Consider the following 26614-nt stretch of genomic DNA (forward strand, 5'->3'; position numbering starts at 1 on the left):
AGTTTCACTTAACCAGTACTTTGTCACTATTTGGATTAAAATTTAACAAAGGATAATCACATGAAGGAGCCGAAAGTAAAAAAAGTTGTGCGCAAAATCTTTGAGCCTTCGGATGTTCAGATTAATGGGAACAGACCATGGGATATCCGGATACATAACCACAATTTTTATGAAAGGGTCTTATCAGGAGGTTCTCTTGCCCTGGGAGAAAGTTACATGGATGGCTGGTGGGATTGTGAATCCCTTGATCAATTCTTTGAAAGAATCCTGGAAGATAAGTTGGACAAGAAAATAAAAGTAAATACGAAACAATTCCTGTGGGCCATGCTCAAGGCAAAAATACTGAATGCTCAAAAAAAATCAAAAGCCTATATCATTGGTGAGCGGCATTATGACATCGGAAATAATCTTTTCTTTGTTATGTTAGACAAAGGGCTAAACTATTCTTGTGGGTATTGGGAAAAAGCGAAAACACTGGATAAGGCACAGGAAGACAAGTTGGACTTAATTTGTCGAAAAATAGGGTTAAGATCCGGTATGAAGGTTTTAGATATTGGGTGTGGCTGGGGTGGTTTTGCAAAATACGCGGCTGAAAAATATGGCGCAAATATACATGGCATAACAGTGTCCCGGGAGCAGGTGAAATGTGCCAAAAAATTCTGCCAAGGGCTTGATGTTAAAATCGAACTAAAGGATTATCGGGAGTTAAAAGAAAAATTCGATTGCATTGTTTCTATAGGCATGTTCGAACATGTGGGGTGCGGAAACTACAGGACTTTTATGAAAGTTGTCCACCAATGTTTAAAAGCAGATGGCCTTTTTTTGTTGCATACGATAGCTGGAAACAATTCTGTGAATTCAACAGATCCTTGGATTAATAAGTATATTTTTCCAAATTCAATGCTGCCGTCTGCAAAACAGATCACCTCGGCAACCGAGGGATTGTTTGTGCTCGAGGATTGGCATAGCTTTGGGCAATATTATGACAAAACTTTGATGGCCTGGTACAACAATTTCATAGAAAATTGGACCAAAATAAAAGATGAATATGATGAGCGGTTTTATCGTATGTGGACATATTATCTTCTTTCATGTGCGGGGAGTTTCAGGGCAAGCAGGAATCGGTTGTGGCAGATTGTGTTATCAAAAAAAGGGATAAAAGGAGGTTATCGGTGTAGGGGACAATTATTCGCCTGATCAATTCTCAATCTAAGGGTACCAGGGGAAAATTGATTATTTTTTAAGGTCATCCCCAACCGCAACAAAAACCACCTCTCCCTTTTCATCCTCCCAGGTGGCAACAACAGGCAGCGCCTTGACAACTCCTTTTACCTTTTCTTCCTTCACCGAAAAGAATTGCGAAAGGAGCAGATACTTTTCTCCTTTTCCTGGAAGAGAAATACGTTCGTGATCTTCAAGGTATTCGACAGAGGATATGTGAATACCTTTTTTTAGGCCGAGCAAAAAACGTATGGCTTTAAGGCGGGCGATTTTTTCCGCCTTTACATATGAGTCCTGAATTCGCGCCGAGCCGATTGATATCAGGACTCTGCGAGTATCTCCAAGCATAAAACCTCGCACCCCTCCGGTTTCGCAAAAAACAGGCGAGGCGTAGAGAATCGAAAGGAAAGGCTCTTTGCCCTTAATATTTCGTATACACAAAGAGCTGTTCAGGCCCGTGCTTACAGGCTGGAAACCCTTTTGACCGGAGGCCGTTATTATTTTTCCCACAGCAGCGTAAAAGGTTGCGTGATCTTTTGACCACCAAGTGCCGATTGTTGGAAGTTGTTCGATTTTTAAAGTGGACCCCATGTCAAGACCGATTTTGTTATTTTTTAAGCTACATTTTCGATCCTATTTGGGAACGAAAAAGTGCCAATCTTTTTGTTAAATTCAATCTTCTTTGACCTTACTGTCAGCAAAGTCTTGAAATTTGATTTTGCCCTGGTATAATACCGCTGCCAGCTCGGAGGAGATGGCAATGCTGGGAAGCATTGCCTGAGCGTCGCGCTGGTGACTGAAGCATGGGAGGCGGGTGTCGGCTGATGCTCTGACATCGCCTTTCATATTTCCCCCATGCTTTGGTCCCTATGCGTTAAATCCCGAGGGCTTGGGGGCTGGTCCCCAATCCAATAAGATAGAATTCTTTTTAATTTTCAGCGGATTTCCCCCAATAGATAAACTCAGGGGTCTTGTATTGCAATGCCTGATGAAGCCCCTCCTTATTATAAAATTTAAAATATTGCTTTAATGAACTTTTGGCCTCGGCTGGTAATAAAGGGCTCCCTTAGACACCTGCAACAACTCACATTGCTTGTTGATACTGATATCGGGGTGACCCATATCTATCAGGTGTCTACGGTCAGGAACGGATTGTCTCAACCTTTTTTTAGCCAGTCATTCTCTACTTCGAGTTGACCGATCTTTTGGTATAGGACTTCTATCAATTTTTGATCATCATTTCCCTTCTTCTTTGTTGTCGAAAGGATTCCTGGTAATCTTTCTATGGCCTCCTTTTTCCATCTTGTGAGCAGTGAGCGATGAATCTCATACTTAGATGATAATTCTGCTACTGTCTCCTGTTCTTTCATAACATCAACGACAACTTTGGTTTTAAATTTTCCACTGTAATTTTTTCTCATGGACCTCCTTTTCTGGTGTCAAATTGAACCTGCCTTTACCACTTGTTTTGTAGCTTAGCAACTGGTTCAAATTTTGGGGTCCATTATAGTTCACTTCGGATCCTGTTGATCAGATAAAAATAGAGAGCAAAAAGAACTCCAAAAGGAACAAAGGAACAATAGATAATTTAAGGTGCCGGTAGACTGCAGCCAGGGGATGTAGAAGCCAGTCCGGGGAAGCGGTAATCGTGATCATGCCGCTGAAAACCCCGGCACAGATAAACAAAAAGCTCCAGAATATTGAAAGAATTAAAACAGTAAATATGGACCGCATAAGACTTGCCTTTATGGTTGATTTTGGCTGGTTTTGTGAAGATCCGAACACATCCTTTCAAGCTCTTTTTCAGCCGACTCAATTTCGCTATTCATAAGAATTATCCCTTTTGCAATAAACCCGATTTTTTTCAGCTCCATTTCCCTGGTAAATTCCAACCGGATTTTATCGCAATCACCAGCGCCTTCAATGTTCTGCAGGGTGACGAAATTTTTCCAGAAGCTCATTTTTAAAAATCTTTGAACCCTCTCTTCATCAAGTCCTTCCTCTTCCTTTAAAAATTTTTTGAACTGCTCTTCAATATCAGCCGTCCCTTCTTCAACCGCGGCCCGCAAAAAACCGGCTGCGTTTTCAAAAACAATCTTTTGCCGGTCTGTTTTAGGTATAGGTTCAGGTTCAGGCAAAGGTTCAAGATTATCCTCAACCGGTGTTTTCAGTATGGTATCCTGAACTTTGTGAAAAACAGCTTCCGCTTTTTTAATTTCCGTTTTCAACGGTTCCATATCATTTTTTTTAAAACTGATAATCCCTGTTAAAACAAGGATCAGACAAATAACCGCAGCCAGAACAGATGATATAATTATGGCAGACGGAATTTTCATTCAATTCTCCAGGATGAATAGATAGATGTTCAGGTCAATCAACTTCATGACAGACCGCCCACATGGTGTTGTAAACATACATTGCATTTAAAAAATGAGCGTCGGGATTTCCCTGTTGGCAGGCTGCAAAACCTTCCTGTTTGAGCCTGTATTCCTTTTCAATATTCTTTTTTATATCGACCAGCTTGTTACAGCATTGTTCTATGGAATCCACAGACGGCAAGCTGACGAACTGCGCTGAGAAATAAGAGTTCCACAGATTTTTTACCAAATCCGGCGGCACCTTGCCGGTATGGTTTAATGGCGATACAAAATTATTCCAGATAATATCGGCATTTTCAGGCGCTGCGCTGTTTTTGCATTGCTCCACAAGCTTTGCAAAAATTTTTTCGAATAATTCCTGATTATAAGGATTGCTGTTTACTACCTCAATAGCCTGGCGGCAGGCGACTTCCGGTTTAAAGGAATCGATTTGTGAAATCATGGTTAAGGGGGGCGGAGAGTCTGCTCCTCTATTTGTCAATTTTTTTATTCCTGCGCATCCTGAAGCAAGGATGCAGATAAGTGCAACTATAAGTATTGTTATTTTTTTCATTATATTTATCCTCCTTGTCTGAAATATGACCAGAGATTATAATCGGGGTTTAAACCCGCCGACTTTTTTTCCTTTAAAACCGGCGATGCAGGCATATTTTTTTTGCGGTAATATTCTATTACTTTAGCATTCGGCCTGGCTGAAAGACCTGCCCCGGTGTACTGCAACCCAAGTACCTGCGGCATTGCGCTGACAGCTTTTGTGGCATTGAAAATGATTTCGCCGTATTCACGCTGGGATTCTAAAATAAATTTTGCTTTTTCAAATTTTTCCGCCAGGTATCCGGCCCACAGCTTTTTTGTTAATGATTCGGTTGGCGGATCCGGCGCCTTGCTCATACCTGGCAGCCACATCCGGAAGGTAGTCAGACAGGCTTCCGTAAAGGAGTATACCGGTTTCACGCATCTGGGACGCCATCGACTTGCACGCGTCGCTGACATTTTCAGGGTCAAAATTTTCCCCTCCTCCGCAGGAGTTGCTCCAGGTTTCATATTGCGTATCGAATTTTTTCATAAGTTCGGTAATTTTGCGGGCCTTTGACGATGAAGCAAGCTGGCCGAGCTCGGAGCGGGTATTTGTTATCACCCTCTGGATAGCTACCCCTTCGCCTGTAATGCCCTCGGACGCCGTGCCGACAAGAAAAAAAATTGCGAAAAGAATAAAGCCTGTTTTTTTCATTTTTCCCCTCCCTGGATATTAAACGTTAAAAAAATATTGGTTTTTAAAAGCTGTTTTTAAAGTATATTGACGGATAAATTGAAAAAATATTCAATTTTTTTGGCATCTTTCATTAATGCCCAAAAGTAGTTAACACTTTTTTTTAATGTCAGAATTAGTATTTTACCGCAGGGTTCGCTGAAAACGCTGAGATATTACATTAAAAATCAAGTAGTTTTCTCTGCGTTTTTTGCGTTCTCGGCGGTAAAATTTAATTTTTTATACAAAATAAATGTAAACTGAGAATGAAGGATGCCATTTTTTTAAAATTAAGACGAGATATCTTTCCCCACGCTACATCGTGGAAATGCATAAATAACAAGATCATGATATGATGCCAATTTTGCCATGTCAATAATGTTGCATATCTGGTAAAATTATTTATCAGCTTGATATTGTGCCTATTTTCAAGGCAAAAAATTGTTAAAGGAACACTTATATTAACTTTTTATAAGTACTCAGCATTATAAGTAAAATTAAATAATTTTCTTAAATAATTTTCTGGGAGATATGCATGCAAGTTATACAGATAGGCTTAACACCTATGGATACTTTCTGTTATATTTTAGGTGACGAGGCGACAAAGAGCTGTGCTCTTATAGATCCTGCTTTTGAGACAAAAAAAATACTCGATATGGTAAAAAAAGCCGGATATCGCGTGACCCACCTTATAAATACTCACTGTCATTCCGATCATACCGCCGGGAATGCAAAAATCATTGCGGCAACAGGCGCCAGGCTGCTGATACATTCAATCGATACCAAAGCCCTGGGTAGAATGTTAAACAGCGCTTTTTCAAGAATGCTGGGAGGCAAAGGTTCACCTGGGCCGGACGTCCTGCTTGAGGATGGTGATATTATCAATATCGGAGATTCGGAATTAAAAGTAATCCATACTCCCGGACATACCCCTGGAAGCATATGTATATATTTTGACGGAAATATTTTTACAGGGGATACTCTTTTTGTCGAGGCGGTGGGGATGACCGATTTGCCGGGAGGCTCAATAAAAACCCTGGGGGAGTCGATTCATAAAAAAATCTACACGCTTCCGGATGAGACAATAGTATGGCCCGGGCATGATTACGGCCCAATGAGGCATTCAACTGTTGGATATGAAAAGGCAAATAATCTCTTTACTTGAATAAATTATAGTTAATAGGTTATATAGACCGTCACATAAATAATTTCACTGCGTTATCGGTCGTCGGAGTATTATAATACGCCTTCCTCCCTCTGGCCTTGTGAAATTAATTATCTGACGGTCTATAGCTCTTAAGAAAATTGTTTTTACTATGAGCTATGAACTGAATAAAATTCTACGGGGCGGGGTTGCTCTGGATCTGGAAATCAACCCGTCCGATAACTCCCTTCTTAAAATAGGGGCGATTGATCTTTTGACCGGGGATAGAAGCCTCTGCTTTAAGGGAAGGTTCGACGAGGGCCGGGCTTTAAATTCTTTGGATCAATTCTGCTGTAATGCCCCGTTTCTCCTGGGGCACAACATAAGCCGTTATGATGTTGTCTGGCTTAAAAAAAATCACCCCGATCTTAATCTTTTATCCATTCCATTAATCGATACCCTCTTTTTATCTCCCCTGGCTTTTCCACGAAATCCATACCACCGGCTTGTAAAAGACTATAAAATCGTCAAAGAATCCGTCAATGATCCGGTTGCAGATGCAAAGGCCGCTTTCACACTCTTTATTGATCAGGTAGATGCCTTTAAAAATATGAAAAACAGTCTGGCCGGTTTTTACGGCTGGGCGCTTTCCCTCTATTTTCCTGATGATTTTTATGGGGTCCTGTTTCACAAAATAACCGGCGATCAAGCCACTTCCAGTTTGGAGGTGCGCAAGATATGGCTCGATTTAACTTTTGAGAAAGTTTGCCTTAAAAGGGCAGGGGAGGTGTTTGATCTTGCGGTGCATACTCCGAAATCGGCTGTATGTCTTGCTTATGCCCTGGCCTGGGTTCAGGTAGCCGGTGACAATTCGGTCTTGCCGCCCTGGATAAGGCACCAGTTTCCGTCAATTCCCGCTTTACTCGATTCTCTTCGAGCAACACCCTGCCTGCAGCAGGATTGCGTTTTTTGTAAAGAACATTATGACCTTAACCTGAATTTAAAACGATTCCTCGGGTTTGACAATTTTTTGCCTGTAAAAAATGAATCTCCTTCAATGCAAAAGGTAATAGTGGAAGAGATCGTGCGGGGCGGGAGCTGTCTGGCGGTGCTGCCGACCGGCGCGGGCAAGTCTTTATGCTATCAGCTTCCGGGCCTGATGAAGGCCAGGCAGCGCAATCAGCTCGTTCTGATTATATCTCCATTGCAGTCCTTGATGAAAGACCAGGTTGACGGGCTTAAAAAAAAGGGGATTATCAATGTCGGCACAATCAACGGGCTGCTCACCATGCTTGAAAGGAGCCGCACCCTGGAAGACGTCCGCATGGGCGACATAGATCTTCTCTGGCTGGCTCCTGAACAGTTGCGCAACACCATCGTCAAATCTGTTATCAGGCAAAGGGAACTCGGCCTGGTGGTGATTGATGAGGCCCACTGCTTTTCAAAGTGGGGACATGATTTCAGGACCGATTATCTTTATATATCCCGTTTTCTGACTGAATATAATTCTTGCGGCGCTTCCAAAATTCCCCAGATAGTCTGTTTTACCGCAACCGCAAAAAAAGAGGTTATAGATGAAATCCGTACTTATTTTAAAGCTGAACTCGACCTGGAGCTTGTTATTTTCGAAGGCGGTCATGAGAGAACAAACCTGAATTATCAGGTGGAAAATGTCATCGACAGTGAAAAAGCCGAAATCATCCATAATATTTTATCGGATGTTTTCGGGGAAGGGGATGTTGACGGCGGTGGTATTATTTTCGCTTCCACCCGCGCCAGGGTGGAAGATTTCAGCCGAAGCCTGGGGGAAAAAGGATGGATAGTCGATTATTTCCACGGCGGCCGGACACCCGAAGAGAAGCGCATGGTGCAGGAAAGTTTTTTGGCTGGGGAACTCAAGGTTATAGCGGCTACCAACGCTTTCGGAATGGGGGTTGATAAGCCGGATATAAGGGTGGTGATTCATGCAGACATTCCCGGTTCCCTGGAAAATTACCTCCAGGAGGCGGGCAGGGCAGGGCGTGACCGGAAACCTGCGACTTGCGTGCTCCTCTTTGATCCCGAGGACCTTGAGACCCAGTTTAAACTTAATTCATTCAGCCGGCTTGAATGGCGTGATATCAGTGGTTTTCTTACGGGTTTAAAACATCTTGCTGCCAAAAATCCGGAAAAAAATCTGGTGCTTACAAGCGGTGAACTTTTAAGAACAGATGAAATTGATGAGCAGAACCTGACCGATATCTCCATGGATGAGCCGATGTATGACACCAAGGTAAAAACCGCCCTGGCCTGGCTCGAAAAAAGCGGCAAGGTGTTGAGAGGAGACAACCGGACCCAGGTTGTCCAGGGACAGGTAATGGTCGAAAACATGGCTCTGGCCAGGGAGAAAATATCCGGACTCCGTTTATCCTCAAAAGAATCTGGAAACTGGCTCAGACTGTTGGAGGTTCTCTTTCAGAGTGATCGGAAAGAGCTGTTAAATACCGATAATCTGTCTCTGGTAACCGGCATTGAGCCTGAAAAACTGATTTCCGTCATACATTCCATGCGTGAAGCCGGAATCATTAATCATGATATCAACATGACAGCCTATGTTCACAAAGGCGTTGCAGATGATTCCCTGAAACGTTTTCAGAAATATATGAGCATTGAGCAATCATTATTATCCATTATGGAAGAAGAACATCCTGATATGGATTCAGACAGCTTCTCGATTATAAGACCCGGCATGATCTGCAGGATCATGAATGAAGAAAAGGATATTAAGGCCCGGCCGGACAGGATTCTGCTGCTGCTGGAACTTATGAGCCAGGATAATCTTTTGCGCCGTACAAGAACAGGGGAGGATACCTACAAAATATTTTTCAAAGCAGACTGGCTGGCTATAAAAAAGGCGGTTCATACAAGAACGTCGGTCGGCATGGTTATTCTGCGGCATCTTCTGGCCAAACTTTCCGTGGAACTCCGGGGCCGGGATCTGCTGGTTTCGTTCCGAAGCGGCGAACTGAGCATGGCATTAAAAGATGATCTTTCCACCAGGCACCTGGACAAGACCGATGAGAAAATAAAGCAGGCTCTGCTGGCGCTGCATACAATGCGCGCCATCTGTTTACAGAGCGGTTTGAGTGTATTCAGACCGGCCATGACGATACAAGTAACAGCGAACAAAAACGAAAGATTTACCAAAAACGAATTCCTGCCCCTGGAAGAATTTCATAAGCAAAAAATCATCCAGGTACATATAATCGGCAGATACGCAGAATATGCGATGGAGACCGTCAAAAAGGCGTTGGCGTTTGTTACAAGTTATTTCTCAACCGGAAAAGACGCTTTTTTAAAAATTTATTTTGACAGAGAATTAAAATTTCTGGAAATGCCGACCACCCGGACATCATTTAACAAAATAGTCACAGAACTTGATAGTCCTGTTCAGGAAAAAGCGGTTGCCTCGCCCCGTTATAAAAATCTGCTGATCGTGGCCGGTCCCGGTTCCGGCAAAACCCGTATTATCGTTCACAGGATAGCATATCTTATCCGTGTCAAAAGAGTTATGCCGCGGCATATTATGGCCCTGGCTTTTAACAGAAGCGCAGTGACCCAGCTTAAGCTGCGACTGAAAGAATTGATCGGCCGTGAAGCCGGTCCGGTGCGCATCCGGACCTATCACAGCCTGGCTCTCTCAATAACAGGCAGTTTAAAAGCGGTCCGAAATTCAGATAAAGATAATTCCGCCTTTTTCAGCGGTTTTCTTAAAGATGCGGTGGAGATTCTGTCGGAAGAATCGGGTCTGGATCATGGAGCCCTGGGATGGAGAGATACCATCCTTTCAGGGCTCCGTTATATCCTGGTGGATGAATACCAGGATATCAACGAACTTGAGTATCGTTTTTTATCAATTCTGGCCGGCCGGAATGAAAAAGATAGCGGCCGCCGGCCAAGTCTTGTGGCGGTCGGCGACGACGATCAGAACATCTATGCCTGGCAGGGATCGAATGTAAAATTTATTCACGGCTTCCAAAAGGATTATGATGCCGAAATCGTCTATATGACGGAAAATTACCGATCTTCCGGGGCGATTATTGAAGCCTCCAATGCTTTAATTTCAAACAATAAAGACCGGATGAAAACAACCCCCATAAAACCGTCTGCCAGGGCGGAGGAACCTGCTGCAGATGAAAAGGTTACGATCATCAAAAGCCCTGACCCGGTCTCAACCTTCCGGGCTGCCATAGAGCTGGCAGGAGATTTGCTGGCAGAAGATCTCCTGAAAACCGATAAATCGATAACACCTTCTCAAATATGTATCCTCTGCCGCACCAACAAAGAGCTCGACACAATTCAGATAATGGCCCGCAATATGTCCATCCCGGTAAAAAGCATTCGCCCGAGAAGGCTACCGCTTGTTTATACCAGGGAGTTCCTTTTGCTGCTGGATCTTCTGGGCTCCTGCCGGCAGCAGATCCTGAAGCCTGAAACATTAAACAGCCTTATATGCGGGCTGATTCAGGATAGCGGTTTTTCCAAGAATAATATCTGGCTCGGGACTTTCAGATCTATCCTGGAGAATTATCTGGCTGAAATAGCAGGCGCACGGCTGCCTGTGGGAAATTTTATTGATTATATTTATGATGCCGCCCGGGATCCCCGGCAGTTGATTCAGGCAGATGATAAAAAGATCCTGCTGGCCACCATGCACATGGCCAAGGGGCTCGAATTTCCCGTGGTCATTATTGCCGGTCAGCCCCTTATGCCCCTTATAAAGAAGGGTCTGGAGGATGAAAGACGCCTTTACTATGTTGCCATGACTCGTGCCATGCAGCGGCTTTTCTGCCTGTATAATGATGAAACCGATAACCCTTTTATCAATGAGATCACGGATTGCGGCCAGGTAACCCGGAAAACAGTAAAACCGGTAATAACGGAAGACGACAAAAATTCATTAAACACTTTAATTTGGGAACTTGAACTTACTGATATTATAATATCTTTTCCTGCGTGGAAAAAAATTAAAAAAAAGTCCCAAATAATTTTGGCAGGACTTGAACCGGGTAACTCCAGCGGCTTGTTCATAAAAGAACATGACCATAACTATACAATCTACTGCCGGACTTTTCCCATAGCGCGACTTTCCGCCAAAGGCGCCGCAAGGTACGGAAAGCTTCTGTCGGAAGGAATGACAACAGAAAAGATCATTTTTCTGGCTTCAATAAAATGGAGCGAGGAGATGGAATCAGACAACCAGGAGACCGCCAGCGAAAATAGAGGCCGATGGTTTACCGGCCTGTATCAGATAGTGATGGGCAAATAGTAATGGGCAGATAGTGATAGGCGCAAAGAAAATTTATAGGAACCGTGGGCATCCTTCATTAATACTCAAAAGTAGTTTACACTTTTAACGGTTCTCGCTTTATCGTTCCCACGCTCCAGCGTGGAAACGCATACCATGTGGGGTTCCCACGCTGGAGCATGGGAACCAGGCAATAAGCAATATCTAAAAAGTGTAAACTAAATTTGAAGGATGCCGAACCGTGCAAATCAAAACTTCTATCAGCCCTGAAAGGGCGTGAAATATATTTATTTTTCGGCATCTTATCTTCAGGCCACATTTACATGTTCCTCATTTCGCACCAAATTTTATAAAATTGGCCTTGAAATAATTTTTAATAATAATGGAGACATACTTTGGGGCTTCCCATGGAATGAATATCGACAAATTGTTCCTTAACTGATAAAAAAATATCCGGATGATTTTTCGGTTTTATAGCATTGATGATAAGGAAAAAATATGAACAGCATACCTTCTTCAATAAAAGATAATCATGCACGGGGTTGCATTGGAGATTTCCTGAAGCAGCAAATTAAAAAAGAAAGCCGCCTTTCTATTTTATCAGCATATTTTACAATTTATGCATATCAGCACCTAAAGGATAATTTAGACAATATTGAAACACTTGATTTTTTATTTGGGGAACCGACTTTTATTAAAGCCATTGATCCTTTAAAAACAGATAAAAAAGAATTTAAAATCGAAGATAACAACCTTGTAATTCCACTTGAAAAAAGATTGCAGCAAAAGTCTGTAGCAAGAGAATGCAGCGACTGGATAAAAAATAAAGTTAATATTAAATCAATGGTAAAGCCAAATTTCCTGCATGGCAAGATGTACCATATTATAAACAAAAACGGCGTTCAAAAGGCTATTCTTGGAAGCTCGAATTTTACGGTTAACGGCCTTGGTTTGGGAAAAAACTCAAACATTGAACTTAATATGGAAATAACTGATGATAGAGACAGAAAAGACCTGTTTAACTGGTTTGAAGAGATCTGGAACGATGATACCGGTCTGGTGGAAGATGTAAAAGCTGAAGTGCTCAGCTATATTGAACAGCTTTACGCGGATAATGATCCTGAATTTATTTATTTTAAGATGCTTTATCACCTGTTTGACAAGTTTTTGTCAGATCAAAAGCAGTGGGGCCTGTTAGATGAAAAAACAGGTTTTTTTGAAACAAAAGTTTGGGATATGCTTTATGAATTTCAAAAAGATGCTGTTAAAGGCGCAATCAATAAAATTATAAAACATAATGGGTGTGTGATTGCCGACAGTGTCGGACTTGGGAAAACATTTGAAGCCCTGGCGGTTATAAAATATTTCGAGCTGCTTAATAATAAGGTGCTTGTTTTATGCCCGAAAAAACTGAGCGATAACTGGACTATCTACCAGGCACAGAACAACAGCCTGTTAAACCCTCTGGTGGATGACAGGCTGGGATATACTGTTCTTTGTCATACTGATTTGAGCAGGGAGTCAGGCCGTTCTATCAGCAATATTGATCTTGGAACAATAAACTGGGGCAATTATGACCTTGTTGTAATAGATGAATCCCATAATTTCAGAAATAATACCAAGGGCAAGCGTGACGAAGACGGAAATATAATAAGGAAAAGCAGGTATGAAAAATTGATGGATGATATTATAAATTCCGGTGTCAATACTAAAGTACTTCTGCTTTCGGCCACTCCGGTTAATAATAACCTGAAAGATTTAAGAAACCAGCTCTATTTTATTTCAGGCGGCAAGGATGATGCATTTTATGAAAACACAGGTGTAAAAAATATTGCCCGGACAATGAAAAACGCACAAACTGTATTTACGCATTGGGCCGACCCGAAAAAAAATTCAACCCGCAATGTCAAAGAGTTGCTTGAGAGACTTGATTCCTCTTTTTTTAAAATTCTCGATGCGCTGACCATCGCCCGCTCCAGAAAGCATATCAAAACCTATTACCGCAATGAAATGAAGCGGATCGGAGCATTTCCGAAAAGAGTGCCGGTAATTTCAAAAGCGCCGGATATTGATATTAAAAATGAGTTTCCGTCATATGACAGAATAAATAAAGAGATAATGACATATAAGCTTTCTTTGTTTAATCCATCATTTTATGTAAAAGAGGACTGGAAAAGTCATTATGAGGCAAAAGCCGGAAAGGCGGTTGCCGCTTTTTCCCAGGAGGCAAGGGAAAATTTTTTGATTGGAATGATGAAAGTAAATTTTCTCAAAAGGCTTGAAAGCTCTATTGAATCTTTTGAAATTTCCATGCAAAGAACAATAGAAAAAATTACCGATTTGGAAAATAAAATCAAAAACTATCAAAACGCAGCCCCGGGTTCATCAGAAATAGAGCCGCCTGAAATCTATGACGAAGATGATGAGGAGCTTAATGACGCCAACAGCATCGGCAAAAAATTGCTCTTTAACCTTGCTCATTTAAACCTGGCTTTATGGTTAAAAGATTTAAAAAGCGACAAAGACGCCCTGTCTCTTCTTAAAACAGCCGCCCAGGCAGTTACACCGGCAAGAGATAATAAACTTGCGGTATTAAAAGAGCTGATAAACAGAAAAATAAAAAATCCGATTAATGAAAATAACAGAAAAATAATTATATTTACAGCATTTGCTGACACTGCAAATTATCTTTATAATAATCTTGAAAATTTTGCGGGTAAAGATTTAAACGTACATATTGCCCTTGTTGCCGGAAGCGGCGCAAATAAAACTACCCTTGGGAAAAGCAGGTTTGACCACATCATAACCAATTTTTCTCCTGTCTCTAAAAACAGGGATAAAATCAAAGAGATGCCTCAAAATGAAGAGATAGATATTTTAATAGCCACGGATTGTATCTCCGAAGGGCAAAACCTGCAGGATTGCGACTATCTTGTTAATTATGACATCCACTGGAATCCGGTCAAGATAATCCAGCGCTTTGGGCGGATTGACAGACTGGGCAGTAAAAATAAAAAAATTCAGCTTGTAAATTTCTGGCCGACGGATGATCTGAATAATTATATTAATCTTAAAGACAGGGTTGAAGCAAGAATGGCGCTGGTTGATATTGCGGCAACCGGTGAAGAGAACCTTCTTGAAACAGATCAAATCCAGGAGTTAATCGAAGATGACTTGAAATTTAGAAACAGGCAATTGAAAAAACTGCAAAAAGAGGTTCTTGATTTAGAAGATCTGGATGAAAATATTTCTCTAAGTGAATTTACCCTTGATGATTTCAGGATCGAACTTTCCAATTACATAGAAAATAACAGACAAAAACTTGAAAATGCGCCTTTTGGCCTTTATGCAATAGTTCCGGCGCCTGAAAACCGGCATGTCAATAATGCCGGTTTGTCGGATATAAGCGAGAGCACAAAAAAAATAATTAAACCCGGTGTTATCTATTGCCTTAAACAAAAAGGTAATACAGATGGAAATGAAGCTGTAAACCCCTTATCACCCTATTTTCTGGTTTATGTCCGGGATGATGGCACTGTCCGTTTTAATTATACCCATGTTAAACAGATTCTTGAAATTTTCAGGCTTTTAAGTGCAGGAGTTGATACGCCTTATGAAAAGTTGTGTGATGTTTTTAATAATGAAACTGATAATGGATCAAAAATGGAAAAATACAGCACATTATTAAAAATCGCTGTCAAAGAGATTAATTCCGTATTTAAGAAAAAGGTAAATATAAAACTTACCCAAAGCAGAGGCGCCCTGCTTATTCCAAAAACAAAGCATGCCCGAACAAGCGAACATTTTGAGCTTATAACCTGGTTGATTATCAGGTAGGAAATGGAAATGGAGATCAAGCAGAAAATACAAAGTGCAATAAACGGATTCGGCAAGAACAATCTTTTTGACGGCAGTATCAACCTTTTTAAAATTCTCGGCTACAACACAGAAAGACAAAGCAGGCTTGATAGTCCGACCTTTGAAGGTTTTTGTAATAGTTTTATTGACGGCAATGATAATATCTCTGATTTAGACAAATTCAAAAAAAAGGCTCTTGCTGCTGACTGGCAGAGAATTGAACTGCTTTTTCAGCTTACAGAAGCTGAAATGAGCAGTCAGGGATCCCTGTTTGATACCGGCAAGGTTGATAACATTATTATAGAAGCCTACCTCTTTTTTGCAGTAGAATTGAAAAATACAGACTACAGCCGGACAAAGCTGGCCGATATTACAAGACAGTTAAACAAGGTCTTTCCAATGCCGGTTATGGTTCTTTTTAAATACGGTGAATATTTGACCCTGTCGGTGATTAAAAGAAGGCTGCATAAAAAAGATGACACCCGGGATGTACTTGAAAAAGTAACCCTTATTAAAGATATAAATATCAATAATACTCATCGGGCGCATATTGAGATACTTTTTGATTTAAGTCTGGAGGAATTAAGAAAAAAATATGCCGTCACAAACTTTGTAGGGCTTTATAATGCATGGCAAAAGACTCTGGACAGCTCTGAACTGAACAAAAAATTCTATAAAGAGCTTGCCAACTGGTATTTCTGGGCAGTGCAAAATGTGGGGTTTCCTGATGACGACGAAAAAGACAGGGATGTCAGAAACGCAACCAATATTATCAGACTGCTTACAAGACTTATTTTTGTCTGGTTTTTGAAAGAGAAAGGACTTGTTCCAAAAGGACTTTTTGACAGATCAAAACTTGATGGAATATTGAATTTTAATGACAAAAAAGAGAGTACCTTTTATAAGGCAATCCTCCAGAATCTCTTTTTTGCCACCTTGAACCAGACACTGGATAAAAGAGGATTTAGAAGGAACGGTCAAAATTATAATATAACCACCCTTTACAGATATAAAAATCTGTTTGTAATCAACGATAATGAAATTTTAAGTCTATTTAAAAATATCCCCTTTTTAAACGGAGGGCTTTTTGAGTGTCTGGATAAACCCCACCCAACTCAAAAAACACCTCGCGGCAGTGAAAAAATAGTCAGGATAGATGGTTTTTCCGACCGGAATGATAACAAACTTAAAGTTCCGGATAACCTTTTTTTTGATGATGAGCATGATTATGATTTAAATGAAGCATACGGCACAAAAAATAAAAATTATACAGTAAAAGGAATTATAAAACTTCTTGAAAAATATAAATTTACAATTGCTGAAAATACGCCCATAGAAGAAGAAATAGCGCTCGACCCTGAATTGCTTGGCAAAGTTTTTGAAAACCTGCTCGCCTCATACAATCCTGAAACACAAACAACAGCCAGAAAACAGACCGGTTCGTTTTATACTCCCAGGGAGATAGTCGATTATATGGTGGATGAAAGCCTGAAAGCCGCTTTGTCCGACCTTGTATCAAGAAAAATCGATAATACTGCGACCAAAGACGATATTAAAACCGGCCTTGATATTCTTTTTGAATACACGGAAAAGGAGCATGCCTTTAATGAGCTGGAAGTTCTAACAATAGTTAAAGCCATCTCAGAACTAAAAATACTTGATCCGGCCTGCGGTTCCGGCGCCTTTCCCATGGGGGTACTCCATAAGCTGGTCTTTATTTTAAATAAACTTGATCACAGCAACAAAATCTGGCTGGACCTGCAAAAACAAAAGGCTGTTAAAGATACGGAAGACGCTTATAATTTGGGAGATAAGGAGGAAAGGCATCAGCGGCTCAGGGAGATTGAAGATGCTTTTGATCTTAATACATCCGATTACGGAAGAAAACTTTTCTTGATAGAAAACTCCATATATGGCGTTGATATTCAGCCGGTTGCCGTGCAGATAAGTATGCTCAGATTTTTTATTTCACTTGTCGTTGAACAGAATATTGATAAAGAGAAAGAGAATCTTGGCATAAAACCGCTACCGAATCTGGAGACAAAATTTGTGGCGGCAAATACGCTGATAGGGATCGATAAGCCAAAACAGGGCAATTTTGCTGATCTTAAAACAAAAGATCTGGAAAAGGAATTATTGAATATAAGACATAAGCATTTTAATGCAAAAACCCAGAGAACAAAAAGAAAATATAGAAAAGAAGATAAGGAAATCCGTCATAAAATCGCACAAATCCTTAAAGATTCCGGTTGGCCGTCTGACACGGCTGAAATGCTCGCAGATTGGGATCCTTATGACCAGAATCATTTTGCCGATTTTTTCGATATGGAGTGGATGTTTGGGATAAAAAGTGGTTTTGATATTATAATCGGAAATCCGCCCTATGTGCAGATTCAAAAATTCAGCGGCAAGCAGGAACAAAAAAACTGGGAACAGCAGAAATTTGCAACTTTTGTAAAAACAGGCGATATTTATTGCCTGTTTTATGAAAGGGGCAATATGCTGCTGCGTGATAACGGCGTTCTGGTTTTTATTACCTCAAATAAATGGATGCGGGCAAATTACGGCAAAAAAACACGGAAGTATTTTACAGAAAAAACCAACCCGCTGATTCTGATAGATTTTGGCGGCTACAAAGTTTTTGAAAGCGCAACCGTTGATACAAATATCCTTATATTTAGAAAAAATAAAAACCGACACAGCACAAACGCCTGTGCAATAGGAAAGGATTATTCAGAAAATATCAGTATATCTGATTATATGACGCAACATTCGATAAAACTTGATAACCTGAACGAAGAGAGCTGGATAATCTCCTCAAAAGAAGAATATGCCATAAAAAAAAGAATCGAAAAAATCGGCACACCGCTGAAAGACTGGGATCTTTCTATTAATTATGGAATAAAAACAGGCTTTAATGAAGCCTTTATTATTGACGGCGTTAAAAAAGACAAGCTTATAGCGGCTGATCCCAAAAATGCGGAGATTATAAAGCCGATTTTAAGGGGCAGGGATATTAAACGGTATAAGGCTGAGTTTGCGGATTTGTGGTTGATAAATACAAATAATGGTTATTTCGACGATAAAATTCAAAAAAGAGTTCCGCCAATAGAAATAGATGACTATCCAATAATAAAGAAGTATTTAGATCAATTCTTGGAAAAACTTGAAAAAAGACAGGATAAAGGAGTGACACCTTATAATTTGAGGAACTGTGCATACATTGAGGAATTTGAAAAAGAAAAAATTGCATGGGGCAATCTTGCGCTTCATTCTCAGTTTAATCTTATACAAAAGGGGCAATACATAAATGCTCCAAGCCCCTTTATAACTTCAGGAAGTAAATATTTATTGTCCGTTTTAAATTCTTCTATAGGTGACCATTACATTCGTTTAAGAGGTGTAACGAGGAATGGTGGATATTTTGAGTATAAACCCATGTTCATTGAACATCTTCCCATCCCCAAAATCCCCTCTGAATCCCAAAAACCCTTTGAAATCATCGTTGACTGTATCCTCTTTGCTAAAAAGAATAATTTTGAATCAGAAGCTTCCACCCTCGAATCCGTAATCGACGGAATGGTTTATGATCTCTATTTTAAAGAAGAAATGAAAAAGGCAAACTGTTATATAACCGACAGGATCACAGGGGTAGTGCAGCCCTTTAAAAAAAATGATACGGATGATTTTAAAAAAGAGTATATAGAAAAATTTGTTAAATTCTGCAATGAGGATAAAACGGTTTTTCGCGGTCTTATCCATAGGCGAACCGTAGAGGTTGTTAAAATTGTAAGCGGAGCAAAAAAATGAATGATAAAAGACTGGACAGTCTGAAGGTGGCTGAAGCATCGGAAGCATACGGCACACCGCTCAGGATAAGCAGAATAAAGCTTGTAAACTATAAATTTTTTTATGGTGAATTTGAACTTTTGGTTGACGGAGAAAATCTTCTTGTTTATGGAGAAAACGGAAGCGGAAAATCATCTATCTATAAGGCTCTTGAACTGCTGACCAGAGAAAAAATCGAAAACCTTGCAGAAGATAGTCGCAATATCTTCAATGAAACCGGAGAAATAGAAATTGAATTCGGTTTTACAAATGGAACTGAATTTACCATTACCGAAGATACCGAAGAATTGCCTGATTATGTGGACTTTCTTAAAGGACTGTCGGTTTTCAGGCCGATGCTTGATTACAAAAAACTGCTGAAAGTTCATTATTCGGAAAAACCGGGTAACAAAGAGATTAATCTGTATGGTATGTTCAGGCAGCTTTTAAAAGATTATCCAATAGACAACGAGACCGTTCTATCCGATATAAAGGATTTGAATAAATATTTTGACGAATTAAAAAAAGTAGTTGACGGTCAGTTGCTGGCAAATGTCAATCATTTGATGCACAGCTATTTTGATAATGATATCAGGATAGACTCCTTTGATTACAAGGTTATAATTGATGATGAAACCGGCGGAGCCGAGCCGGTTATCAATATGATAATCGATTTTAAAGAGAATCAGATTAAAAATTACCATTCGTTTTTAAACGAGGCTCGCCTCTCAGCCCTTGCCGTTTCAATCTATTTTGCATCCATAAAAAGACTTATTGGAGGATTGGAGCAAGAGAGCATCAAGCTGCTTGTTCTGGATGACCTGCTGATCAGCCTTGATATGAGCAACAGGCTTAAGCTTTTAAACATCCTGAAAGAAGAATTTACGGATTTCCAAATATTTTTCTTTACCCATGACAAGGAATTGTTTGAGCTGTACAAAAACAAGATGGACTGGAAAAAATTTGAATTATACCTTGATGATTCGGAAGATATTCATAAACCGATTTTAAAATCCGGCAAATCGGAAATTGAACGGGCAAAGGAGTATTTTGCAAAAAAGGATTACGACTGCTGTGCGCTGCTTTTAAGAAAAGGATTTGAAAAAATCCTGAAATCATATTTAACGCCAAGGGAACAGCTTGACAAAAACTGCAATGATCTGGATCTTGCAAGCCTTGTAGGCAGAACAATTACAAAAAGCTCCGGTGAGAATAAATCAATACTGGGAAAGCTTAATTCCGACAGAAAGCATATTCTCAACCCCTTAAGCCATAATGACAACAGGCCGGTCTATTCGGAAGAATTAAAACAGGCAATGACCGACCTTGCGAAATTGAAAAAACTACTTAAATAGAGAAAATGGCAAAGGAACGAGGTCGCCAACTGAAAAAGTGATGGGCAGATAATAATGAAGGATACACTTCACTTGCCTGCGACATCCCTTTGACAATGCTTGCATATTTTAGCCATTTTTTTAATTATCTCGGCACAAAAGGGGCATTCCCTGGTAAAAAACCTTTCGTGTATTTTGGAAATAGCTTCATCAACTTTTTTTTGAATTGGCTCATTGGGAAACTTCAGGTTTCTGATAGGATCTATCGCTTCCAGTTCTCCTATATCACCTATCATTTCAGCAGCTTTTAGCCGAACCCTGGCAGGCTCGGTACTATCAAGCAGCATCTTTAAGACAGCAACATAATCTTTCGAAACATAACAATCCGCAAGAATGGAAAATCCCTTTTTAATACTCTCCTTTAACATCTCCTGCTGCAAAACAGCCTCATCATCAATAATCTGACCGGTCCCGCCCACTTTACTGAAAACAGGTATGCATTCAAACTGCTCCGTGCCCGGATAACATATACATCTGTAGGATGCGTTATGCCCGAAGTTTTCCTGAATATTATCCCATCCTTCTTTATACATGGGACATTCATCATTAAAACATAAAAACAGATACGGGACACCCCATCCCAGGCCGTCGCCAAAGGGGACCGGCGGCACCTCCCAGAGTTTCATTTCCATGCCGCAATTGGGACAAACAGGTTTTTTTTCTGATAATATTTTTTCAAGGACTTCTTTTTTTGTTTCAAATGTCATTAATGTTTCTCCTGTAAAAATCTCTATTGTGGAATCTGCTCATCCGGCTCAACGCCATATTTCATTTTACGGGCGCGTCCCCATGGGCAGCCTCCAAAAGTTACCGCCAGCGCTATACGCTGAATAAATTTTGCAAAAGTATTCCCTTTTCTGGCGTTTATGCAAACAGGACAGCCGAATTCACAATAATCCGGATCGTTTAAATTAAAAATAGGCATTTTCCATCCGCCCCACCCATATTTTTTTGTTATCATGATTCCTCCTTTATTTAATATTTATCATATAGCATAATAGTTCCTGAGACGGAAGATAAAATTATTCCTGGAGACACTTTCTATAAAAAAAAACTGACAAAGCGCTGACGTCCCCCATTCCATTTGGTTGACTTTAAGATTATTGGTGTATATGCTAAAAATATATATACACAGGACTCCTGAATTGGCTCAAACGCCAAGATTATGACTCATTACACTAACAAAAAAATGCGGATTATAGTAATCGGATCAAAAGGCCAGTTAGGTTGGGAGCTTTGCAGAAGAGGGAAACAGCACGGTTTCAACATCATAGCACGAGATCTCCCAATTTTCGATATAACAGACCGAAATGCTATAAGGAAAACAATAACCGAATCTAATGCATCTCTGGTCATTAATGCGTCTGCCTATACGGCCGTTGACAAGGCTGAGTCGGAAGCTGAAACAGCTTTTGCCGTGAACCGTGATGGCCCGGCCTGCCTTGCGTTATCATGTGCTGAAAACAGGTTGCCTCTTATTCATATTTCCACAGACTATGTCTTTGATGGAAGAAAACAGTATCCATATTTGGAGTCTGATCCCGTATCTCCCCTGGGAGTCTATGGCAATAGCAAGGCTTCTGGAGAAGAAGAAGTCAGGAAAACCCTGACTGAGCATATTATCCTGCGCACTTCCTGGCTTTACGGCGTACATGGCTCCAATTTTTTAAAAACAATGCTAAGGGTGGGGAAAGAGAATGAGACATTAAGGGTGGTCGACGATCAGCATGGTTGCCCGACATATGCAGCTGATCTCGCCGAGGCTATTCTGTCAATCGCAAATCATCTCGGTAAAAAAGGTGTAGAGCCTTGGGGCACATACCATTTTTGCGGAAAAGGTAAAACCACCTGGCATGGTTTTACTGAGAAAATTGTCGAACTCGCAAGACCGCATATCTCACTAAAAGTTAAAAGAATAGAACCTGTCACAACTGCGGAATATCCCACTCCGGCCCGACGCCCTGCAAACTCTGTCCTTGACTGTTCGTCGCTTGCCAATACTTTTGACATCACCCCTCTTCCCTGGGAGAATAGTCTTTCTCGCGCAATAGACGCCTTGTTAACAAAGGGAACAATTTAAAGATGCCCACAAATACCATATTAGTCACCGGCGGCGCCGGCTTTATCGGAACGAATTTTATCCGCAATACACTTTCAAAAAGACCTGACTTGTATATTGTAAATCTGGATGCATTGACATACGCGGGCAATCCGGGCAATTTCAATGATCTTGATGCGGCTATGGCAAAACGATACAAATTCGTTCACGGTGATATCAGGGACACGGGATTGCTCCAAAAACTTTTCAAAGAAAATAAATTCAAAAGCGTTGTTCATTTTGCCGCGGAATCTCACGTTGACAGATCAATCCATGGCCCGGAGGCATTTCTGGAAGCGAATGTTGAAGGGACGTTTCGATTGCTCGAAGCGGCCGGAAAATATTGGGAGACCTCGGAAAAGCCTGAAGTATTTCGTTTTCTGCATGTCTCAACTGACGAGGTGTACGGGAGCCTGGAAGCTGAGGGTTACTTTACGGAAAAAACGCCTTATGATCCGTCAAGCCCCTATTCAGCATCAAAAGCTGCGTCAGATCATTTTGTCCGGGCCTATTTCAGAACATATGGCCTGCCGACCCTGATAACCAACTGTTCCAATAATTACGGGCCATATCAATTCCCTGAAAAGCTGATCCCTTTGATGATTCTGAATATCATTGAAGAAAAACCTCTTCCCCTTTACGGAGATGGCAAGAATGTACGTGACTGGCTCTATGTTGCCGACCATTGCGATGCCCTGATCAGAGTTCTTGAAAAAGGCAAGCCCGGAGAAACGTACAACATCGGTGGGGGCGCCGAGATGAAAAATATCGAGATAGTCCATGGGCTGTGCGACCTGCTGGATGCCCGCCTGAATCGGTCCGTCAATGATTCAAGCCGTGGCCTGATCAACTTCGTTGAGGATCGTTTAGGTCATGATCGGCGCTATGCGATTGATGCAACAAAAATCAGGAAGGAACTGGACTGGCAACCAAAATATCGTTTTGAGGATGCTCTCGAAAAAACAGTGGACTGGTACATGAATAATATGGAATGGATCGATTCTGTCCGAAGCGGCGAATACCGTAAATGGATTGAACTTAATTATCAAAGCAGAAAAAAAGAATAATACGCCAAAAAAATTCGGCCAAAAAATGGAGTTGACACAGTGAAAGGAATTATCCTTGCAGGCGGTTCAGGCACACGCCTGTACCCGATTACAAGAGTGGTAAGCAAACAGTTGCTGCCGGTATATGACAAACCCATGATTTACTACCCGCTTTCGCTGCTCATGCTTGCAGGCATACGCGAAATTCTTGTTATCTCCACGCCGCACGATCTGCCTTTGTTCAAAGAATTGCTCGGTGACGGCGCCCAATGGGGCCTTGATTTCAGCTTTGCCGAACAACCAAGACCGGATGGCCTGGCCCAGGCGTTTATCATCGGTAATGATTTTATCGGAGATGATTATGTTTGTATGGTACTTGGAGACAATATTTTTTATGGCCACGGGTTTACCTCCCAGCTTTTAGAAGCGGCCGGACTGAAGGATGGTGCAACTGTCTTCGGTTATTGGGTAAAAGACCCGGGACGATATGGCGTAGTATCCTTTGATGAAAAAGATCGGGCGGTAAATATTGATGAGAAGCCTGTGAACCCCAAATCCAATTATGCGGTCACCGGACTCTATTTCTACGATAATCGCGTAAAAGAGATCGCCGCAGGGCTAAAACCCTCTGATCGTGGGGAACTGGAGATCACGGATGTAAATCGTATCTATCTGGAAATGGGATCTTTGTATGTGAAAAAGATTGGACGCGGCATTGCATGGCTTGACACCGGTACGCAAGAGAGTTTAATGCAGGCGGCAAACTTTATGCAAGTTATCGAGGAGAGGCAAGGCTTAAAAGTTTCCTGTGTTGAAGAAATTGCATATCGCCTGGGATATATCGATGCAAGCCAATTGGAAGCGCTTGCAAAGCCATTATTAAAAAATGGATATGGGCGGTATTTAATAGGCTTACTGAAACGAAAGGGACTTTAATTGAAAATAACGAATACGCAACTCCCCGGCGTTTTAATCATTGAGCCGGATCTATTCGAAGATAGTCGCGGCTTTTTTATGGAAACATATCATAAAGAAAGATACAGGACCACCGGTATAGATACGGAATTTGTGCAGGATAACATCTCTTTTTCGACAAAGGGAACTCTCAGAGGATTGCATTTTCAATATCCCCACAGTCAAGCCAAGTTGGTGCAAGTGTTCATGGGCGAAGTTTTTGATGTGGCAATTGACATTCGCAAAGGTTCAGTAACCTTTGGTAAGTGGTTCGGGACCACCCTTTCATCCGACAATAAGCAACAGTTGTTCATACCGGCAGGATTTGCCCATGGCTTTTGTGTTTTGAGTGAAACCGCATTGTTTTCGTATAAATGCACCGAGTTCTATTCGTCTGCTGATGAAAGAGGGATTCTCTGGTCTGACCCGGAGATTGGAATAGAATGGCCGATAAATGATCCGCTCCTTTCTGACAATGATGCACAACATCCATGCTTTAAAGATGTGAATCCTGAGCGCTTGCCGCCCTTTCTCCCTTTGTCGGAATAGATGGTGAGCAAAGTTTTAAGTGGTTAAGTTTATGTTAAGTGTTAAGTGGTGTATTTCTTAAAACTTAACCACTTAAAACCTAAAACTTGTATTCCCTAATAGCTCAGTTTAGGAAATATAACATAACTCGTTAAAATTTTAATAAAAACATGGCTTAAGTTAATGATAGACCGTATTTTCCATTTATCAGAATCTGATACCGACTTCCGTACGGAAATTCTTGCAGGCATTACAACATTCCTTACAATGGCTTATATAATTTTTTTGCAGCCGGCGGTAATGTCGGGCTACCTGTTCGGCATCGATACGGGAATGGATTTCGGCGCTGTTATGGTAGCCACATGTGGCGCGGCAGCTTTAGCAACATTTATTATGGGGTTATATGCCGGATACCCTATAGCCCAGGCGCCGGGAATGGGGGAAAACTTTTTTTTCGTCTTTTCCGTAATACCGGCTGCCGCTGCTTTACCGGCCGTCGTTACTGGTGCGGCATCTGCATGGCAGGTTGCCCTGGGAGTTGTTTTTATTTCAGGCATAGCATTCTTTTTACTCTCTATCACCGGTGTCAGGGAGATGATAATCAATGCCATCAGCCCAAATTTAAGAATAGCCATTGCCGTTGGAATAGGCATGTTTATCGCCTTTATCGGTTTGCAGAATGCCGGTGTTATTATTAAAGATCCATCAACCGGAGTAAAACTGAACAAATTTTTTACCTCTCCTGATTTGGTTATATTTTTTTTCGGACTATTGCTGACGGCCACACTTCTTGCAAGAAACGTCAGGGCTGCAATTTTATGGGGAATAGCCGGAGCAACATTATTATCTGTTATACTCAAGCTGTTACTTCCGCATATTTATGATGTGCCGCAGATTGTTATTATTAAGGATTCGATGCTGATGACAAGATTTACCCTGCCTGAGCCGGGGACAAATTTAATTAGTTGCCTGGTGGACATACCTCCTTCACCATTACCCACGTTAATGAAAATGGATATTAAGCATGCCCTTTCCCTTACTATGCTTCCATTTATTATGATATTTATTTTTATGGATGTATTCGACACAATCGGCACATTAATAGGAGTAAGCGAGCAGGCCGGGTTCATAAAAGATAACCGGCTGCCGCACGCAAACCGGGTGCTGCTTTCGGATGCGGCCGGAACTGTGGCGGGCGCTTGCATGGGCACAAGCACGGTTACAAGTTTTATAGAAAGCACCGCCGGAGTTGAGCAGGGTGGTCGTACAGGTCTGACCGCCGTTACCGTGGGAGTGCTGTTTATCGCGGCGCTCTTTTTCAGTCCTCTTGTGAATATGATAGGGAGTTATCCACCCATTACAGCTCCGGCTCTTATGGTTGTCGGAGCAATGATGTTTAAAAATATTGTAAACATAGACTGGAAAGATTTGAGTGAATCGATGCCGTGTTTTCTTATTATTTTAGGGATTCCACTCTCATATTCCATAGCGGATGGTCTTGCCCTGGGCTTTATCTGTTATCCGATAATTAAATTGTTCAGCGGCAGGGGAGGGGAGGTTCAATGGTTTGCTTATGTTCTTGCCATTGTGCTGCTTGGATATTTTCTGTTTGTTCGTGTTTTGGTTTAA

At 41.2% G+C, this 26614-nt stretch carries 20 protein-coding genes; 11 read left to right on the plus strand and 9 right to left on the minus strand.

Features of this window, described 5'->3' with window-relative positions; genetic code table 11:
- Positions 1-60 precede the first annotated feature (60 nt).
- The gene (cfa, locus tag BuS5_RS10220) at positions 61-1197 is read left to right on the plus strand and encodes a cyclopropane fatty acyl phospholipid synthase (protein ID WP_027354710.1); all 1137 of its coding nucleotides are present in this window, start codon (positions 61-63) and stop codon (positions 1195-1197) included.
- 36 nt (positions 1198-1233) lie between these two features.
- Here cfa and BuS5_RS10225 read toward each other — a convergent pair whose 3' ends face one another.
- From BuS5_RS10225 to BuS5_RS10255, 7 genes are all read right to left on the minus strand, one after another.
- Positions 1234-1812, minus strand: coding sequence for a hypothetical protein (locus BuS5_RS10225; protein WP_027354711.1), 579 nt, complete (start codon positions 1810-1812; stop codon positions 1234-1236).
- Between the two features lie 81 nt (positions 1813-1893).
- On the minus strand, positions 1894-2067 hold the full coding sequence (locus BuS5_RS10230) for a hypothetical protein (RefSeq protein ID WP_157487451.1): 174 nt from the start codon (positions 2065-2067) through the stop codon (positions 1894-1896).
- A gap of 311 nt (positions 2068-2378) precedes the next feature.
- Entirely contained in the window at positions 2379-2642 is a 264-nt protein-coding gene (locus BuS5_RS10235; protein WP_274427642.1) for a transposase, read from the minus strand.
- A gap of 324 nt (positions 2643-2966) precedes the next feature.
- A complete protein-coding gene (locus BuS5_RS10240) occupies positions 2967-3557 on the minus strand; it encodes a hypothetical protein (RefSeq protein WP_027354160.1) in 591 nt (196 codons plus the stop codon).
- Between the two features lie 34 nt (positions 3558-3591).
- Positions 3592-4152 (minus strand): hypothetical protein, encoded by a 561-nt coding sequence (locus tag BuS5_RS10245; protein ID WP_027354161.1) that lies wholly within the window; start codon positions 4150-4152, stop codon positions 3592-3594.
- 5 nt (positions 4153-4157) lie between these two features.
- Positions 4158-4490: a hypothetical protein gene (locus BuS5_RS10250; RefSeq protein ID WP_027354162.1), complete on the minus strand. Its 333-nt coding sequence runs from the start codon at positions 4488-4490 to the stop codon at positions 4158-4160.
- Entirely contained in the window at positions 4414-4830 is a 417-nt protein-coding gene (locus BuS5_RS10255) for a hypothetical protein (protein ID WP_027354163.1), read from the minus strand. Before BuS5_RS10255 ends, BuS5_RS10250 begins: the two co-directional genes overlap by 77 nt.
- 553 nt (positions 4831-5383) lie before the next feature.
- Between BuS5_RS10255 and BuS5_RS10260 the strand changes: the two genes are divergently transcribed.
- The 5 genes from BuS5_RS10260 to BuS5_RS10280 all read left to right on the plus strand — a co-directional run bounded on the left by BuS5_RS10260 (position 5384) and on the right by BuS5_RS10280 (position 20320).
- Positions 5384-6013: an MBL fold metallo-hydrolase gene (locus BuS5_RS10260; RefSeq protein ID WP_027354164.1), complete on the plus strand. Its 630-nt coding sequence runs from the start codon at positions 5384-5386 to the stop codon at positions 6011-6013.
- A gap of 151 nt (positions 6014-6164) precedes the next feature.
- On the plus strand, positions 6165-11300 hold the full coding sequence (locus BuS5_RS10265; protein WP_027354165.1) for a RecQ family ATP-dependent DNA helicase: 5136 nt from the start codon (positions 6165-6167) through the stop codon (positions 11298-11300).
- 477 nt (positions 11301-11777) lie between these two features.
- Positions 11778-15116, plus strand: a complete 3339-nt coding sequence (locus tag BuS5_RS10270; RefSeq protein WP_027354167.1) for a helicase-related protein — start codon at positions 11778-11780, stop codon at positions 15114-15116.
- Positions 15117-15125: 9 nt separating this feature from the next.
- Complete coding sequence (locus tag BuS5_RS10275; RefSeq protein ID WP_051374840.1) at positions 15126-18947, plus strand: Eco57I restriction-modification methylase domain-containing protein; 3822 nt, start codon at positions 15126-15128, stop codon at positions 18945-18947.
- Positions 18944-20320 (plus strand): hypothetical protein, encoded by a 1377-nt coding sequence (locus BuS5_RS10280; RefSeq protein WP_027354168.1) that lies wholly within the window; start codon positions 18944-18946, stop codon positions 20318-20320. The genes BuS5_RS10275 and BuS5_RS10280 overlap by 4 nt, the downstream gene beginning before the upstream one ends.
- Before the next feature lie 68 nt (positions 20321-20388).
- Here the strand turns inward: BuS5_RS10280 and BuS5_RS10285 are convergent, their stop codons facing one another.
- Entirely contained in the window at positions 20389-21066 is a 678-nt protein-coding gene (locus tag BuS5_RS10285) for a HEAT repeat domain-containing protein (RefSeq protein WP_027354169.1), read from the minus strand.
- 23 nt (positions 21067-21089) lie between these two features.
- Entirely contained in the window at positions 21090-21320 is a 231-nt protein-coding gene (locus tag BuS5_RS10290) for a hypothetical protein (RefSeq protein WP_198012267.1), read from the minus strand.
- A gap of 204 nt (positions 21321-21524) precedes the next feature.
- Here BuS5_RS10290 and rfbD point away from each other — a divergent pair, with 204 nt between their 5' ends.
- The 5 genes from rfbD (at position 21525) to BuS5_RS10315 (ending at position 26614) form a co-directional block, all read left to right on the plus strand.
- A complete protein-coding gene (rfbD, locus tag BuS5_RS10295; protein ID WP_198012268.1) occupies positions 21525-22439 on the plus strand; it encodes a dTDP-4-dehydrorhamnose reductase in 915 nt (304 codons plus the stop codon).
- A 2-nt stretch (positions 22440-22441) separates the two neighbouring features.
- The gene (gene rfbB / locus BuS5_RS10300; RefSeq protein ID WP_027354172.1) at positions 22442-23524 is read left to right on the plus strand and encodes a dTDP-glucose 4,6-dehydratase; all 1083 of its coding nucleotides are present in this window, start codon (positions 22442-22444) and stop codon (positions 23522-23524) included.
- Between the two features lie 39 nt (positions 23525-23563).
- A complete protein-coding gene (rfbA, locus tag BuS5_RS10305; RefSeq protein WP_027354173.1) occupies positions 23564-24439 on the plus strand; it encodes a glucose-1-phosphate thymidylyltransferase RfbA in 876 nt (291 codons plus the stop codon).
- On the plus strand, positions 24440-25006 hold the full coding sequence (gene rfbC / locus BuS5_RS10310; protein ID WP_027354174.1) for a dTDP-4-dehydrorhamnose 3,5-epimerase: 567 nt from the start codon (positions 24440-24442) through the stop codon (positions 25004-25006). It abuts the gene before it with no gap.
- Between the two features lie 162 nt (positions 25007-25168).
- The gene (locus BuS5_RS10315; protein ID WP_035265590.1) at positions 25169-26614 is read left to right on the plus strand and encodes an NCS2 family permease; all 1446 of its coding nucleotides are present in this window, start codon (positions 25169-25171) and stop codon (positions 26612-26614) included.

Source organism: Desulfosarcina sp. BuS5 (assembly GCF_028752835.1).
Taxonomy (GTDB): Bacteria; Desulfobacterota; Desulfobacteria; order Desulfobacterales; family BuS5; genus BuS5.